The sequence below is a fragment of the Streptomyces sp. HUAS 15-9 genome (genome assembly GCF_025642155.1).
Classification (GTDB): Bacteria; Actinomycetota; Actinomycetes; order Streptomycetales; family Streptomycetaceae; genus Streptomyces.
This window is the reverse complement of sequence record NZ_CP106798.1, coordinates 786,921-802,354: the sequence shown is the minus strand read 5'-3', so window position 1 is coordinate 802,354 and position 15,434 is coordinate 786,921. Positions and strand designations below refer to the sequence as shown.

Annotated in this window: 17 protein-coding genes; 15 read left to right on the top strand and 2 right to left on the bottom strand. The window is 71.7% G+C overall.

Annotation, left to right across the window (positions count from 1 at the left end; genetic code table 11):
- Nucleotides 1-70: 70 nt before the first annotated feature.
- The 15 genes from N8I87_RS03610 to N8I87_RS03545 all read left to right on the top strand — a co-directional run bounded on the left by N8I87_RS03610 (nt 71) and on the right by N8I87_RS03545 (nt 13,494).
- Nucleotides 71-1,159 carry an NADH-quinone oxidoreductase subunit B family protein gene (locus N8I87_RS03610; protein ID WP_263205350.1) on the top strand — a complete coding sequence of 363 codons (1,089 nt, stop codon included), beginning with the start codon at nt 71-73 and terminating at the stop codon, nt 1,157-1,159.
- A 71-nt stretch (nt 1,160-1,230) separates the two neighbouring features.
- A complete protein-coding gene (locus tag N8I87_RS03605; RefSeq protein WP_263205348.1) occupies nt 1,231-3,015 on the top strand; it encodes a nickel-dependent hydrogenase large subunit in 1,785 nt (594 codons plus the stop codon).
- The gene (locus tag N8I87_RS03600; protein ID WP_263205347.1) at nt 3,012-3,557 is read left to right on the top strand and encodes a NifU-related iron-sulfur-binding protein; all 546 of its coding nucleotides are present in this window, start codon (nt 3,012-3,014) and stop codon (nt 3,555-3,557) included. The genes N8I87_RS03605 and N8I87_RS03600 overlap by 4 nt, the downstream gene beginning before the upstream one ends.
- Entirely contained in the window at nt 3,554-4,195 is a 642-nt protein-coding gene (locus tag N8I87_RS03595; RefSeq protein ID WP_263205344.1) for a DUF5947 family protein, read from the top strand. Before N8I87_RS03600 ends, N8I87_RS03595 begins: the two co-directional genes overlap by 4 nt.
- Nucleotides 4,192-4,863 carry a DUF6084 family protein gene (locus tag N8I87_RS03590; protein WP_263205341.1) on the top strand — a complete coding sequence of 224 codons (672 nt, stop codon included), beginning with the start codon at nt 4,192-4,194 and terminating at the stop codon, nt 4,861-4,863. The genes N8I87_RS03595 and N8I87_RS03590 overlap by 4 nt, the downstream gene beginning before the upstream one ends.
- A complete protein-coding gene (locus tag N8I87_RS03585) occupies nt 4,860-6,281 on the top strand; it encodes a hypothetical protein (protein ID WP_263205340.1) in 1,422 nt (473 codons plus the stop codon). The genes N8I87_RS03590 and N8I87_RS03585 overlap by 4 nt, the downstream gene beginning before the upstream one ends.
- Nucleotides 6,278-6,841 carry a hydrogenase maturation protease gene (locus tag N8I87_RS03580; protein WP_263205338.1) on the top strand — a complete coding sequence of 188 codons (564 nt, stop codon included), beginning with the start codon at nt 6,278-6,280 and terminating at the stop codon, nt 6,839-6,841. Before N8I87_RS03585 ends, N8I87_RS03580 begins: the two co-directional genes overlap by 4 nt.
- Nucleotides 6,838-6,942, top strand: a complete 105-nt coding sequence (locus N8I87_RS44265; RefSeq protein WP_390709632.1) for a DUF6893 family small protein — start codon at nt 6,838-6,840, stop codon at nt 6,940-6,942. The genes N8I87_RS03580 and N8I87_RS44265 overlap by 4 nt, the downstream gene beginning before the upstream one ends.
- Nucleotides 6,943-7,090: 148 nt before the next feature.
- Nucleotides 7,091-7,486 (top strand): hydrogenase maturation nickel metallochaperone HypA/HybF, encoded by a 396-nt coding sequence (locus N8I87_RS03575; protein WP_263205334.1) that lies wholly within the window; start codon nt 7,091-7,093, stop codon nt 7,484-7,486.
- A 3-nt stretch (nt 7,487-7,489) separates the two neighbouring features.
- Nucleotides 7,490-8,227, top strand: coding sequence for a hydrogenase nickel incorporation protein HypB (gene hypB, locus N8I87_RS03570; protein ID WP_263205333.1), 738 nt, complete (start codon nt 7,490-7,492; stop codon nt 8,225-8,227).
- Nucleotides 8,224-10,596: a carbamoyltransferase HypF gene (hypF, locus tag N8I87_RS03565; protein WP_263205331.1), complete on the top strand. Its 2,373-nt coding sequence runs from the start codon at nt 8,224-8,226 to the stop codon at nt 10,594-10,596. Before hypB ends, hypF begins: the two co-directional genes overlap by 4 nt.
- A 28-nt stretch (nt 10,597-10,624) precedes the next feature.
- Nucleotides 10,625-10,927, top strand: coding sequence for a HypC/HybG/HupF family hydrogenase formation chaperone (locus tag N8I87_RS03560; protein WP_263205329.1), 303 nt, complete (start codon nt 10,625-10,627; stop codon nt 10,925-10,927).
- Nucleotides 10,924-12,048 (top strand): hydrogenase formation protein HypD, encoded by a 1,125-nt coding sequence (gene hypD, locus N8I87_RS03555; protein WP_263205328.1) that lies wholly within the window; start codon nt 10,924-10,926, stop codon nt 12,046-12,048. Before N8I87_RS03560 ends, hypD begins: the two co-directional genes overlap by 4 nt.
- Nucleotides 12,041-13,111, top strand: coding sequence for a hydrogenase expression/formation protein HypE (hypE, locus tag N8I87_RS03550; RefSeq protein ID WP_317633444.1), 1,071 nt, complete (start codon nt 12,041-12,043; stop codon nt 13,109-13,111). Before hypD ends, hypE begins: the two co-directional genes overlap by 8 nt.
- Before the next feature lie 158 nt (nt 13,112-13,269).
- Nucleotides 13,270-13,494, top strand: coding sequence for a hypothetical protein (locus tag N8I87_RS03545; RefSeq protein WP_263205326.1), 225 nt, complete (start codon nt 13,270-13,272; stop codon nt 13,492-13,494).
- Between the two features lie 10 nt (nt 13,495-13,504).
- Here N8I87_RS03545 and N8I87_RS03540 read toward each other — a convergent pair whose 3' ends face one another.
- Both N8I87_RS03540 and N8I87_RS03535 read right to left on the bottom strand, forming a co-directional pair.
- Nucleotides 13,505-13,972 carry a hypothetical protein gene (locus N8I87_RS03540; protein ID WP_263205325.1) on the bottom strand — a complete coding sequence of 156 codons (468 nt, stop codon included), beginning with the start codon at nt 13,970-13,972 and terminating at the stop codon, nt 13,505-13,507.
- A 260-nt stretch (nt 13,973-14,232) separates the two neighbouring features.
- A complete protein-coding gene (locus N8I87_RS03535; RefSeq protein WP_263205323.1) occupies nt 14,233-15,333 on the bottom strand; it encodes a PP2C family protein-serine/threonine phosphatase in 1,101 nt (366 codons plus the stop codon).
- Nucleotides 15,334-15,434: the final 101 nt, after the last annotated feature.

Here is a 15,434-nt window from a genome sequence, read left to right as displayed (position 1 = left end):
CAAGAAATACAAGGAATCCATCAGCCGAAAAGCATGCCTTCGTCCTTTACCTCCCCGAGGAGGCGGTCCCATGACACCGGCGACGCCCGACACGGCCGGCACCACGCACACCGCGGGCGCGCCCGCCGACGAGACGCCCACGATCCACATCCTCTGGATCAACGCCGGACTGAGCTGCGACGGCGACTCGGTCGCGCTGACGGCCGCGATGCAGCCGAGCATCGAGCAGATCGCTCTCGGTGTGCTGCCCGGACTGCCGAAGATCGAGGTCCACTGGCCCCTGATCGACTTCGAATGCGGGCCGGTCGGCGGTGCCGACACGTTCATCGAGTGGTTCTTCAAGGGTGAGCGCGGCGAGATCGACCCCTTCGTGCTGGTCGTCGAGGGGTCCGTACCGAACGAGGCCATCAAGCCCGAGGGCTACTGGTGCGGCTTCGGCGACGACCCGGCCACCGGCCAGCCCATCACCACCAGCGAGTGGATCGACCGCCTCGCGCCCAAGGCCCTGGCCGTCGTCGCGATCGGCACCTGCGCCACGTACGGCGGCATCCACGCCATGGAGGGCAACCCGACCGGTGCCATGGGCGTGCCCGACTACCTCGGCTGGGACTGGAAGTCCAAGGCCGGCATCCCCATCGTGTGCGTCCCGGGCTGCCCGATCCAGCCCGACAACTTCGCCGAGACGCTCACTTATCTGCTCTACCAGGCGGCCGGCTCCGCCCCGATGATCCCACTGGACGACAAGCTCCGTCCGTCCTGGCTGTTCGGCGCCACCGTGCACGAGGGCTGCGACCGCGCCGGCTACTACGAACAGGGCGACTTCGCCTCGACGTACGACTCGCCCAAGTGCCTGGTCAAGCTCGGCTGCTGGGGCCCGGTCGTCAAGTGCAACGTGCCCAAACGGGGATGGATGAACGGCATCGGCGGCTGCCCGAACGTCGGCGGCATCTGCATCGCCTGCACCATGCCCGGCTTCCCCGACAAGTTCATGCCCTTCATGGACCAGCCCCCCGGCGCGACCTTCTCCACCACGGCGAGCGGAGCCTACGGAGCCGTGATCCGCAGGCTGCGCTCCGTCACGCTCCACACCGTCGACAAAGAGCCGAAGTGGCGCCACAAGGGCCGCAAGCTCACCACCGGATACCGGCGTCCGTGGTGAACCCGCGGCGCGCCTGACCCCACCCCCGCCCACCTTCCGACCCCCGGCACACGAAGGACACCACACAGACCATGACCCCGAAGACCAAGGCGGCCGGCGACGGCAGCGGCCTGATGGAGATGTCCTGGGACCCGATCACCCGGATCGTGGGCAGCCTGGGCATCCATACGAAGATCGACTTCAAGCAGAAGCGGGTCGCCGAGTGCTACAGCACCTCGTCGGTCTTCCGCGGCTACAGCGTCTTCATGCGGGGCAAGGACCCGCGCGACGCCCACTTCATCACCAGCCGCATCTGCGGCATCTGCGGCGACAACCACGCCACCTGCTCGGTGTACACGCAGAACATGGCCTACGGCGTGAAGCCCCCGCACCTCGGCGAGTGGGTCATCAACCTCGGCGAGGCCGCCGAGTACATGTTCGACCACAACATCTTCCAGGAGAACCTGGTCGGGGTCGACTACTGCGAGAAGATGGTCAAGGAGACCAACCCCGGCGTCCTCGAACTCGCCGAGCGCACCGAGGCCCCGCACGCCGCGGAGCACGGCTACCGCACCATCGCCGACATCATGCGGTCCCTCAACCCCCTCGAGGGCGAGTTCTACCGTGAGGCGCTCCAGGTCAGCCGCTACACCCGCGAGATGTTCTGCCTGATGGAGGGTCGCCACGTCCACCCCTCCACGCTCTACCCCGGCGGCGTCGGCACCAACGCCTCCGTCCAGCTCTTCACGGACTACCTCAGCCGTCTGATGCGCTACGTCGAGTTCATGAAGCGGGTCGTCCCGCTCCACGACGACCTCTTCGACTTCTTCTACGAGGCCATGCCCGGCTACGAGGAGGTCGGCCGCCGCCGGGTCCTGCTCGGCTGCTGGGGAGCGCTCAACGACCCCGAGTACTGCGACTTCACCTACGCCAACATGACCGACTGGGGCCGGCGGATGTTCGTCACCCCCGGCATCGTCGTCGACGGCAAGCTGATCACCACCGACCTCACCCAGATCAACCTGGGCATCCGCATCCTGCTGGGCAGCTCGTACTACGAGGACTGGGAGGGCAAGGACCTCTTCGTCACCCACGACCCGCTCGGCAACCCGGTCGACCCGCGCCACCCCTGGAACCAGCACACCATCCCGGCCCCGCAGAAGCGGGACTTCGACGACAAGTACAGCTGGGTCATGTCCCCGCGCTGGTTCGACGGCAAGGACCACCTCGCCCTGGACACCGGCGGCGGCCCCATCGCCCGCCTGTGGACCACCGCCCTGGCCGGACTCGTCGACACCGGCGGCGTCAAGTCCACCGGCCACAGCGTGATCATCAACCTGCCGCGCACCATGACCAAGCCCGAGACCACCTTCGAGTGGAAGATCCCGCAGTGGAGCAACGCGCTCGAACGCAACCGCGCGCGCACCTACTTCCAGGCCTACACCGCCGCCCTCGCCCTGCACTTCGCCGAACAGGCCCTGGACGAGGTCCGCGCCGGACGCACCCAGACCTGGGAGAAGTTCGAGGTCCCCGACGAGAGCATCGGCGTCGGCTTCACCGAGGCGGTCCGCGGTGTCCTCTCCCACCACATGGTGATCCGCGACGGCAAGATCGCCAACTACCACCCCTACCCGCCCACCCCGTGGAACGCCAGCGTCCGGGACTCCTACGGCACACCCGGCCCGTACGAGGACGCCGTGCAGAACACCCCTATCTTCGAGGAGAACTCCCCGGAGAACTTCAAGGGCATCGACATCATGCGCACCGTGCGCAGCTTCGACCCCTGTCTGCCCTGCGGTGTCCACATGTACGTCGGCGGCGGCAGGACCGTGCAGAAGATGCACGTGCCCACCGGCCTGAGCGGACTGGGCGGATGAGCGCGCCCACGGCGGCCGCCGCCACGCGCCCGATGAGCGCGGAAGAGGCCGGGCGGCGGATCGAGGACGTCCTCGACCGCCTGGCCGCCACCGGCGACACCACCGCGGTCGCCGCGGCGGAGGAACTGGTGCGGTCCCTCATGGAGTTCTACGGCGCAGGGCTCGCCCGGATCGTGGACCTGCTGTCCGCGGGCGCCCCCGTCGAGGCCCTGCTCGGCGACGAACTCGTGGCCGGCCTGCTGGTGCTGCACGACCTCCACCCCGAGAACCGGGAGGCCCGCATCGCCCGTGCCCTGGCCACCGTCCCGGACCAGGGCCTGGAGGTCGAGGACTTCGACGAGCCCACGGGCACGCTCCGGCTGCGGGCGGCGGCCGGCGTGGGCTGCGGCTGTGCCGCCACCGAGTCGGCGGTGCGGCAGGCGGCCGAGGACGCCCTCACCTGCTTCGTACCGGAGGTCACGGCCGTCGAGGTGCGCAGCGCCGACGCCCCGGCCGAGCCCGCGCTGCTCCAGATCGGCACCCGGCCCGGGGCCCGCGGATGACCGCGACGTCGGCCCCGGCGTCCGGCCTGCGCAGATTCCTCACCGAACGCCCGCCGCGGCCCGAACGGTGCGGACTGTGCTCGGTCGTCGTCGCCGAGGGAGAGCACCGCCACCTCGTGGACACCGAGCAGCGGGCGCTGGTGTGCGCCTGCCCGTCCTGCTTCCTGCTGATGGAGCGGCCGGGCGCCGGCGCGGGCCGCTTCCGGCCGGTCCCGGCCCGCTACCTCAGCGACCCCGACCACCGCCTCGACGACAACGCCTGGGACACACTGCGCATCCCGGTCGGTGTCGCCTTCTTCTTCCGCAACACCGCACTCGACCGGCTGGTGGCCCTCTACCCGAGCCCGGCCGGCGCCACCGAGAGCGAGCTCGAACCGGAGGCCTGGACGGGAGTCCTCGCCGCCACTGAACTCGCCCGGCTGCTCGAACCGGACGTCGAGGCACTCCTGCTGCGCCGCACCGAGGCCCGTGTCGAGTGCCATCTCGTACCGATCGACATCTGCTACGAACTGGTCGGGCGGATGCGCCTGTTGTGGCAGGGCTTCGACGGCGGGGCCGAGGCCCGCGCCGCCCTGGACGCGTTCTTCGCACGGGTCGCGACTCTCGCCCGGCCCGTCGGCGAGGAGGACCGGCCGTGACCGCACTGTCCTTCGCCTGCACCGGCGTACGCGCGGACCGCTACGCCGCCGGACCCACCCTGGTGTTCCGGCTGCGCATCACCAAACCCGACGACGAACCGGTGCACGCCCTCCTGCTGAACTGCCAGCTCCGCATCGAGCCCGCCAGGCGCGGCTACGACGGTGCCGAGGCCGAGGCGCTCAGCGACCTCTTCGGCGAGCGCTCCCGGTGGGGCAGCACCCTCCAGCCGGTGCAGTTCGCACAGGTCCCGCTCATGGTCACGGGCTTCACCCGGGAGACCGAGGTGGACCTGGTGGTGCCCTGCACCTACGACATGGACATCGCCGCGACCCGCTACCTCGACGCCCTGAGCGGCGGCGAGGTACCGCTGCTGATGCTCTTCTCCGGTACCGCCTTCACCGGACAGGGCGGCTTCCGCGTCGAACCCGTCCCCTGGGACCGGGAGGCGACGTTCCGGATGCCCGTCGCGACCTGGCGCGAGATGGTCGAGCAGCACTTCCCCGGCTGCGCCTGGATCCGGCTGCCCCGCGACACCATGGTCGCCCTGCTCGCCTTCCGCTCACGCAGGGCACTGCCGTCCTGGGAGGCGACCGTACGGGCCCTGCTGGACGAGACCCGGAGTGCGTCCGTCACCGGCGCCGTCATCACCGGAAGGACCGCTTCGTGAGCGTGACCACGTTCGCGCCCGAGACCGAGGCACGGCTCGCCCTCGCCCGGCAGGTGGCCGACGCCGTGCTCTTCGAGGGCTATGTGCTCTACCCGTACCGAGCCTCCTCCGCGAAGAACCGGCTGCGCTGGCAGTTCGGTGTGCTGGTGCCGCCCGCCTGGGGCGCCGAGTGCGAGGAGCACGCCTTCCAGCACACCGAGTGCCTGATGGAACCCCGGTCGGGCGCCACCCTCGCCGTCGAACTGCGTTTCCTGCGCGCGCGTCGGCGCACGGTCCAACGGGTGCTTGCGGACGGCGGGTTCGAGACGGTCCCCGAACTCCGGCTCACCGACCGGGTCCTGGTCCCCTGGGACGAGGGCGTCGAGGAACGCGTCGAGGCCGTCGTGGCGGTCGCGGACCTCCTCGCCAAAGACGTCACCATCGCCTTCGACCGCCCCGCGGGCGAGGACAGCGAGCCCGTCCTCGACGAGAACGGCCGCACCGTCGGCCGTACGATCCGCCGCTACGAGGAACTCGGCGGAATCCTGCGCCTGTCGGCGCGCGAACTCGACGGGCCCTACCAGGTCGTGCGGCTCACCGCGGTCGCCGAGAACACCAGCACCTGGCTGCCGCCGTCCGGACACGCGGCCGACCGGGACGCGGCACTCCCGCGCTCCCTCGTGGCCGCCCACCTCCTGATGGCGCTGAGCCAGGGGTCGTTCCTGTCGATGACCGGTCCCCCCGAGTGGGCGAAGGCCGCGATCGCCTCCTGCCGCAATCTGCACACCTGGCCGGTGCTCGCGGGCGAACCCGGCCGCGCCGACGTCGTCCTGTCCTCACCCATCATCCTGGAGGACCACCCGGCCATCGCGCCCGAAAGCCCCGGCGCCCTGTACGACGCCACCGAGATCGACGAGATCCTCGCCCTGCGCACCGCCGCCCTCACCGACGAGGAGAAGCGCGAGGCACGGGGCACCGACGAGCGGGCCGCCGCCGTGATCGACCTGGCCGACTCGCTCCCCCCGGAGGTACTGGAGCGCCTGCACGGCACCGTGCGCGGCCTGCGCGAGGTGACACGGCCCGCGCCCGCCGACGGCTTCCCCGACGAACACGGCGTACCACAGCCCGACAAGCCCTGGTGGGACCCGGCGGCCGACGCCGGCTTCGACCCCGCCCGCGACCGGGTCACGGTCGGCGGGCGGCCGATGGGAGCCGGCAGCCGGGTCGTCCTGAACCCCGGCCTGCGCCGCACCGACGCCCAGGACCTGTTCCTGCGCGGGCGCACCGCGACGGTCGAGGCCGTGCTGCACGACGTGGACGGCGGAGTGCACCTCGCGGTGACGGTGAACGGCGACCCCGGCGCCGACCTGCGCCGCGAACAGGGCCGCTATCTGTACTTCCAGCCCGATGAACTGACCCCCCTGGAGGACGACGTATGAGTCACTCCCCGGAGCGGGGCCGTGACGGCCGGGTTCTCGTCGCGGGCATCGGGAACATCTTCCTCGGCGACGACGGCTTCGGCGTGGAGACCGTGCGCGTCCTCGCGGGACGTGAACTCCCCGGCCGCGTCGAGGCCGTGGACATCGGAGTGCGGGGCGTGCACCTCGCCTACCAACTCCTCGACGGCTACGACACCCTGATCCTGGTGGACGCCACGGCCCGCGGCGAAGCCCCCGGCACCCTGTATGTGATCGAGCACGACGACATCGGCGCGTACGGCACGGAGCACGCCCCGCTCGACGGCCACCGGATGACCCCCGACGCCGTGCTCGCCCTGCTCGGCACCCTGTGCGCCGGAACCGGCGGCCGGCCCCCGCGCCGCACCCTGGTCGTGGGCTGCGAACCGGCCTGCGTGGAGGAGGGGATCGGTCTCAGCGGGCCGGTCTCCGACGCCGTACCGCGGGCCGTCCGGCTGATCGAAGAGCTACTGGCCGCGCCCCCGGAGCCCGGGGCGCGACCCCGGACCGCCGAAGCCGTCACCCTAGGAGAGACACGATGAAGAAGAACATCGCGCTCGGAGTGCTGTCCGCCGCCATCGCGGCCCTGGTCGTGCAGTCGCTGCCCGACATCAGGCGCTACCTGAAGATCAGCCGCATGTGAGACACCGCCCCGTCCGCCCGGCGACACGTTGCGGCGAACGGCGTACGTGCCCGGGTGGCGACGGCGTGCCGAGCCGCCCGCCCGTGCCGCCGCGCCTGTAATGGGGGCCGGTGACCGGCGCGCACATCACGCGCCAGGACGGAGACCGATGCACGAGATGTCCATCGCGCTGGCGGTGATCGGACAGGTGGAGGAAGCGGCCGAGCGGGCCGGGGACGTCACCGCCGTGCGTTCGGTGCGCCTCGAGGTGGGTGAACTCGCCGGTGTCGTGGCCGACTCCCTGTCCTTCTGCTTCGAACTGGCCTGTGTCGGCACCGTCCTCGAGGGCGCCGAACTGGTCACCGACACCGTCCCGGGGCGGGCGCGCTGCGCACCCTGCGCGCACGAATGGGCCGTCGGCATGCCGCCCTCGCTGACCTGCCCGCGGTGCGCCGGCGGGACCACCGAGCTGCTGTCGGGCCGTGAACTGCGCGTCACCAGCGTGCGGTGGGACGACGGCGGCGCACCCGCGGCCACCCGCGAACCGATCGTCGAGGAGCGCTGAACCATGTGCCGTGTGCTCGATCTGCAACAGGCGGTCCTCGCCCACAACGACGAGGCCGCGCACGCCCTGCGCGCCGAACTGACAGCCCGCGGCACGACGGTCGTCAACCTGCTCTCCAGCCCCGGCAGCGGCAAGACCGCTTTGCTGGAGCACGAGTTGACGCTGGCGCGCGAGCGGTCCGTGCCGGTCGCGGCGCTCACAGCCGACCTCGCCACCGAGAACGACGCGGCACGGCTGGCGCGTTCGGGCGTCCCGGTCAAGCAGGTCCTCACCGACGGGCTGTGCCACCTGGAGGCCCAGATGCTCGCCCGGCACCTGGACGGATGGCTGCCCGAGCCGACCCGGCTGCTGTTCGTGGAGAACGTGGGCAACCTGGTCTGTCCCGCCTCCTACGACCTCGGGGAGGCGCTCCGCGTCGTACTGGCCTCCGTGACGGAGGGCGAGGACAAGCCGCTGAAGTACCCCACCGCCTTCGGCCTGGCCCATCTGGTCGTGGTCACCAAGACCGACATCGCCGAGGCGGTCGGCTTCGACGAGGCCGCCTTCCGCGCGAACGTCGAGCGGGTCAATCCCGGTGTCGAGGTGCTGCTGACCTCGGTGCGCGGCAACCAGGGGCTCGGCGCCCTGCTGGACCGGGCCCTGGCGGCCGCGGAGGGCGCCCCGCCGCACAGTCCCGTGATGGCCCGTCAGCCCCATCACCACCATCACCACGACCACGCCACGGCCCCGTCCCGATCGTGAGCCTCCTGCCCCCGTCTCTCGAAGTCGAAGGCCTCACCCGCCTGCGCCGCCGGGTCACCGTGCGCGGTGTGGTGCAGGGGGTCGGCTTCCGGCCGTACGTCTTCACCCTAGCCACCGCACTGGACCTGTCCGGGCACGTGACCAACACCCCGGAAGGCGTCGTGGCGGAGGTCGAGGGCGCGCCCGAGGCGGTCGCCCGGTTCTGCGCCCGGATCGCACCAAACGCACCGCCGCTGGCCCGCGTGGACATGGTCGACCACCAGGACGTGCCCGCCCTCGGCGAGAGCGGATTCACCATCCTCGTCTCGCGCGCGGCCGGACCCGCCGGCACGCTGATCCCCCCGGACACGGCGACCTGCGCGGAGTGTCTGCGCGAGCTGGCCGATCCCGCCGACCGGCGCCACCGGCACCCCTTCGTCAACTGCACCCACTGCGGACCGCGGTTCACGATCGTCACCGGCCTGCCCTACGACCGCGCACAGACCACGATGGCCGGCTTCCCGATGTGCCCCGACTGCGCCCGCGAGTACGTCGATCCCGCCGACCGACGCTTCCACGCCCAGCCGGTCGCCTGCCCGTCCTGCGGGCCCCGGCTGCGACTGCTGGTGCGCGCATCCGAATCCGGAGGCCGGCCGGTCCCGGTCACCACGGCCGACCCGGTCGCCGAGGCCCGCGCCCTGCTGGCGCGCGGTGCCATCGTCGCGGTCAAGGGACTCGGCGGTTACCACCTCGCCTGCGACGCCACCGACCCCGGCGCGGTCGCCCTGCTGCGCGACCGGAAGTCCAGGGGCGACAAGCCGTTCGCCGTGATGGTCCGGAGCCTGGACGACATCGAGCACCTCGTGAGTCTCGACGCCGAGGAGCGCGCTCTGCTCACCGGCGCCTGCCGCCCGATCGTCCTGCTGCGCCGCCGCGCACACACCGGGGCCGTTCATGCCTGGCCGGCGAAGTCCGTCGCCCCCGGCAGCCCCGACCTCGGCGTCATGCTGCCGTACACCCCGCTGCACCACCTCCTGTTCGGCCTGCCCGGCGACCCCGAGGGCACCCGGCTGCTCGTCATGACCAGCGGCAATGTCTCCGGCGAGCCGATCGTCACCGACGACGCGGAGGCGCTGGAGCGGTTGGCCCCGCTCGCCGACGCCTGGCTCACCCACGACCGGCCGATCCATGTGCCGTGCGACGACTCCGTGGTGCGCGTGTGCGACGGCAAGCCCCTCATCGTGCGCCGCGCCCGCGGCTACGCGCCCCTGCCCCTCGACCTCCCCGTCCCCGTGCAGCCTGCCCTCGCGGTCGGCGGCGACCTGAAGAACACCCTCTGCCTCGGCGAGGGGCGCAGGGCCTGGCTGTCGGCGCACATCGGCGACATGGACGACCTGGCCACCCAGCGGGCCTTCGAACGTGCGGTGGGGCAGTTGCAGTCGATCACCCCGGTACGGCCCGCTCTGCTGGCCGCCGACCGGCACCCCGGTTACCGCTCCGCCCGGTGGGCGACCAGGAACGCCGACGGCCGGCCCGTCGTCCGCGTTCAGCACCATCACGCCCATGTGGCCTCCACGATGGCCGAACACGGACTGGACGGCAGCCGGCCGGTGCTCGGCGTCGCCTTCGACGGCACCGGCTACGGCGACGACGGGGCCGTGTGGGGCGGGGAGTTCCTGCTCGCGGACTACGACGGCTTCACCCGCTTCGGACACCTCGCCTACGTACCGCTGCCCGGCGCAGACGCCGCGGTGCACCGGCCCTACCGCATGGCCCTCGCGCATCTGCGCGCCGCCGGGATCGACTGGTCCGCCGACCTGGCCTGTGTGGCGCACTGCCCTCCGGCTGAACTCCCGCTCTTGACAAGACAGTTGGAGCGGAACCTGAACTGCGTTCCCACCTCCAGCATGGGCCGGCTCTTCGATGCCGTGTCGTCGCTCGCGGGGGTGTGCCAACTGGCCGGGTACGAGGCCCAGGCGGCCGTCGAACTGGAGGCCGCGTCCCTTCAGTCACCCCGCGAGGACACCGCCTGCTACGCCTTCGCGCTGCTGGACGGCGAGCCGGTGCGGGCCGACCCGGCGCCCGTCCTCTCGGCGATCGTGGCCGATCTGCGCGCGGGTGTCGCTCCGGCGCGGGTGGCGGCCCGCTTCCACCGGGCCGTCGCCGATCTCGTCCACCGCGTCTGCCTGCGGGCGCGGGAGCGGCACGGAGTGGACACGGTCGCCCTGACCGGCGGAGTGTTCCTCAACTCCCCGCTCTCCTCTGCCTGTACGACGGCACTGGACGCGGACGGCTTCACGGTGCTGCGCCACCACCTGGTCCCGCCGGGCGACGGCGGTCTGGCCCTCGGCCAGTTGATGGTGGCCGCGCGCACCACGGTCCCCGACTGACGAACCACCCCACAGCGAGGAGAGGCCCATGTGCCTGGCGGTACCCGGCAAGGTCCTGGACATCGAGGAGCGCGACGGCACCCGGTTGGCCACCGTCGACTTCGGCGGTGTGGTCAAGGAGGTGTGCCTTGAGTACCTGCCCGACCTGCGGGTCGGCGAGTACGCCATCGTGCACGTCGGGTTCGCGCTGCAACGGCTCGACGAGGAGTCGGCCCGGCAGACGCTCGAACTCTTCACCGAACTCGGCATGCTTCAGGAGGAGTTCGGCGATCCCTGGGAAGCCGCCGCGGGCACGGGAGCGACGCACGTCGCCGAGGAGGCGCGCAAGTGAAGTACATCGACGAGTTCCAGGACCCGGCGCTCGCGCGGCGGCTCCTCGACGAGATCCACGCCACCGTGACCAGGCCCTGGGCGCTGATGGAGGTCTGCGGCGGGCAGACGCACTCCATCATCCGTCATGGCATCGACCAACTCCTGCCCGAGCAGGTGGAGTTGATCCACGGTCCGGGCTGTCCCGTGTGTGTGACCCCGCTCGAGGTCATCGACAAGGCCCTGGAGATCGCCTCCCGGCCGGAGGTGATCTTCTGTTCTTTCGGCGACATGCTCCGGGTGCCCGGCACCGGACGGGACCTGTTCCAGGTGCGCGGCGAGGGCGGCGACGTACGGGTCGTCTACTCTCCGCTCGACGCCCTGCGGATCGCCCAGCAGAACCCGGACCGCCAGGTGGTGTTCTTCGGCATCGGCTTCGAGACGACCGCACCGCCCAACGCCATGACGGTCCACCAGGCCCGCAAGCTCGGCATCCGCAACTTCAGCCTGCTGGTCTCGCACGTCCGCGTGCCCCCCGCCATCGAGGCGATCATGCGTTCCCCGAGCTGCCGGGTGCAGGGCTTCCTGGCCGCCGGGCACGTGTGCACCGTGATGGGTATGGACGAGTATCCGGAGCTGGCGGAGCGCCACCGCGTCCCGATCGTCGTGACCGGCTTCGAGCCGCTCGACATCCTGGAGGGCGTGCGCCGGACCGTGGCGCAGCTGGAGCGCGGTGAGCACACCGTCGACAACGCCTACCCCCGTGCCGTCCGCGCCGAGGGGAACCCGGCCGCGCGCGCCATGCTGGAGGACGTCTTCGAGGTCACCGACCGCGCCTGGCGGGGCATCGGCGTGATTCCCGACAGCGGGTGGCGGCTGTCCGCCAAGTACCGTGAGTACGACGCCGAGTCGCGGTTCGCCGTCGACGGCATCCGCACCTGTGAGCCGGCCGAGTGCCGCAGCGGTGAGGTCCTGCAGGGACTGCTCAAGCCGCACGAGTGCGAGGTGTTCGGCACCCGCTGCACCCCCCGCACCCCGCTCGGAGCCACCATGGTCTCCAGCGAGGGCGCCTGTGCCGCGTACTACCTGTACCGGCGTCTGGACATCACCCCCGCGGCCCGGGAGGCGAGCCCCGTTGCCTGACAGCACCTCCGACACCCTGGACCTGACCGGATGGACCTGCCCGGCCCCGCTGCGCGACCAGCCCCGGATCGTGATGGGGCACGGCGGTGGCGGCACGCTCTCCGCCGAACTGGTCCAGCATGTGTTCGCGCCCGCCTTCGGGGGCGAGGTCCTCGCTCAGATGGGCGACGCGGCCGCGCTCTCGCTCGGCGGTGTGCGTCTGGCCTTCTCCACCGACTCCTTCGTCGTACGACCCCTGTTCTTCCCCGGCGGCAGCATCGGCGACCTCGCGGTCAACGGCACGGTCAACGACCTCGCGATGAGCGGGGCCCGGGCCGCCTACCTCTCCTGCGGATTCATCCTGGAGGAGGGCGTGGAGATGGAGACCGTCTCACGGGTCGCCGAGGCGCTCGGTGCGGCCGCGCGGACCGCGGGCGTCGAGGTGGCGACCGGCGACACCAAGGTGGTGGAGGCCGGCCACGGCGACGGGATCTACCTCAACACCGCCGGCATCGGCCTTGTCCCGGCGGGCGTCGACCTGCGGCCGCAACGGGTCGTCCCCGGCGACGTCGTGATCGTCAGCGGTGCGATCGGGGTGCACGGCGTGGCCATCATGAGCGTGCGCGAGGGTCTGGAGTTCGGGGTGGAGATCGTGAGCGACTGCGCCGCGCTCGGCGGTCTCGTCGAGACCATGCTCGCCGTCACCCCGGATCTGCATGTGCTGCGCGACCCCACCCGCGGCGGACTCGCGGCCTCGCTGGGCGAGATCGCGGCCGCCTCGGGGACGGGCGTGGTCGTCACCGAGCGGGACGTCCCGGTCCCGCCGGAGGTGGCCAACGCCTGTGCGGTACTGGGCCTGGACCCCTTCTATGTCGCCAACGAGGGCAAGCTCGTGGCCTTCGTGCCGCGTGAGCACGCCGACGCCGTCCTGGACGCGATGCGGGCACATCCGCTGGGCCAGGAGGCGAGGATCATCGGCGAGGCGGTGCGCGAGCACCCCGGGATGGTGGTCGCCCGCACCGGCCTCGGGGGCACCCGGGTCGTCGACATGCCCCTGGGGGAGCAGCTGCCGAGGATCTGCTGACCGGGCCGTGGCACCCGTCGTGCCGACCGGACCGGGGCACCTGTCGTTCCGGATGCTTGTCGTACCGACGGGTGCCCCGATCGGGCGGCGCACTCACCCCACCCGGTGAGCGCCGGGGTGCGTGCGTACCACCGGCGCACCGCACGCGTTGCTCCGGCATGGACCGAACCTCCGTCGCGTTCCGGCGCTCACAGAACCCGGAACCCGCCGCGCCCCGCCCCCCACGGCCGACCGCCGCACTGCGGACCCGTGAGCCGATCTACGCGCAGCTCGTCGCGGAGTGGCGCGCCGAAGGGCGGTCCGTGCCGGCCGACCCCGACCTGAAGTGGACCTTCCTCGCCGGACTTCCGGTGCGCATCCGGCCCGGGGCCGGGCGTCTGTGAGGCGCTGTCGCTATCGGTCGGCCTGTGGCCCGAGGACCGCAAGCGTGCCGTTGGCCTGGCGCAGCGCCATCTCCAGCGTGCCGGGCCCGTGCAGCGAGCCGGTTCCGTCGGGCGGGATCAGCCACTCCAGCGAGCGGGCCGACCGGTACGGCGGCGGTACGGCGACCCAGGAGCCCTTGGTCGCGTAGCGCAGCCCGGCGCCGACCCACTGCCCCGACGGGTCGGGCGGCAGGAAGAAGCCGACCCGGCGCACCACGGTGTCCACCAGAGTCGGCCCGGGAACGGGCAGCGAGGGCCGCCACAGCAGGTCCAGGGTGAGCAGACCGAGCCGGTCGGGAACGCTCAGCACGTCCCAGAAGCGTCCGGCCTCCAGCAGTGCGACGCCCTCACCGTGGTCCCATTCCCATTTGCACGCCCGGGGGTTCGCCGCCGCCGCGGCCAGCCATTCCACGCCCTGCATCCACATCGGGTTCATCATGCACCGCTCCGGGTGATCTCCGCTGGCCTGACACGGGCGCGGGCGCGGCGTCTGTCACCGGGCACTTCGTGCGACGTCACGCCAACACCGGATATGCATGCTGGTAGATGGATGCACCTGGCGGAAGGGGTGGCGCGCCCTGGCGTTTCATGCTCGATTTTCGAAAATCAAGCACGGATTCGGGGTGTCGATGGCGAAGTACGGGTTGGACTGGACCTGCCGTACGCCCTCGATCCGCCGGACCACGCCGTGGACGAAGCTCAGCGCAGGTCGGGGGCTAGGACGAGCATCGTCGTGTCGTCCCGGATGGTGCCGCAGTGCCGTACGAGATCCGACCAGACCAGGTCGGTCAGCGCGGCCGAGCGGTCGTGGGCCAGCTCCGCGAGCCGCTCGGGCAGCGGATAGAAGTCGCCGGAGTCGTCCCGTGCCTCCCACACTCCGTCGGACGCCAGGAACAGCCGGTCGCCCGGTGCGAGCGCCACCGTGACCTCCTTGGGCGGATCGACACCGACGAGGCCGAGCCCCAGAGGAGTGCCCGACTCGACGCCGACCTCGCGGACCCGCCCGTCGTGCAGCAGCAGCGGAGGCGGATGCCCGCAGGCCACGATCCGTACCGAGCGGGCGTCGCCGGAGAACTCCAGCAGCATCGCGGTGGCGAACAGCTCGGTGTGCCGCACCCCCGCCGAGTCCACCGTCAGTCTGCGGTCCATGCGGGCCGCCACCGACTCCAGGTCGGGCTGGTCGAGCACCGCCTCCCGGAAGGCGCCGAGCAGTGACACCACCGTCGCCACGGCCGACAGCCCGTGGCCCTGCACATCGCCCATCACCGCCCGGACACCGTACCGCCCGTCACGCACGTCGAAGAAGTCCCCGCCGACCAGCGTCCCGTGCTGGGCGGCCCGGTACAGCCCCGTGCACCTGATCCTCCCGACCCGCTCCGGAAGCGGCGGCGCGACGGCACGCTGCACCACCTCGGCGACCGTCCGCTCCGTGACCAGCTGGGCGTCCCGGTGACTTCGCACATAGGACACGAACACACTCAGTACGGCGACGAAGCTGATGGTGAGCAGATCGGCGTCGCCCGGCCGGTTCAGATGGGTGGCCGGTATGTGCAGCACCACGATGACCATGGCCCCGAGCAGCGCGGTGGCCAGCGGACCGTACGACAGGACGGCCAGCGGCGGGATCGCGCCCAGCAGGAACCCCAGGTCGAGGTAGTCGTGACTGCTGACAGTGATCACGACGACGGCCACGAGCAGGACGACGGGCAGCACCCGCACCCACCGCGGCGGCGGAGCGCCCCGCAGCCAGCTGCGCTCGTCCCGGTACTGGCGCGACCAGCGCCCGCCCACCGTCCTCACAAGCCCAAGTTACGCCCCCACCCGGTCCCGGGCCCGCCCGCGAGAAAGCGATGGACGCATGCGTACGCGCCCGCTTACCGTGTGGCACCACGCCCGACGAC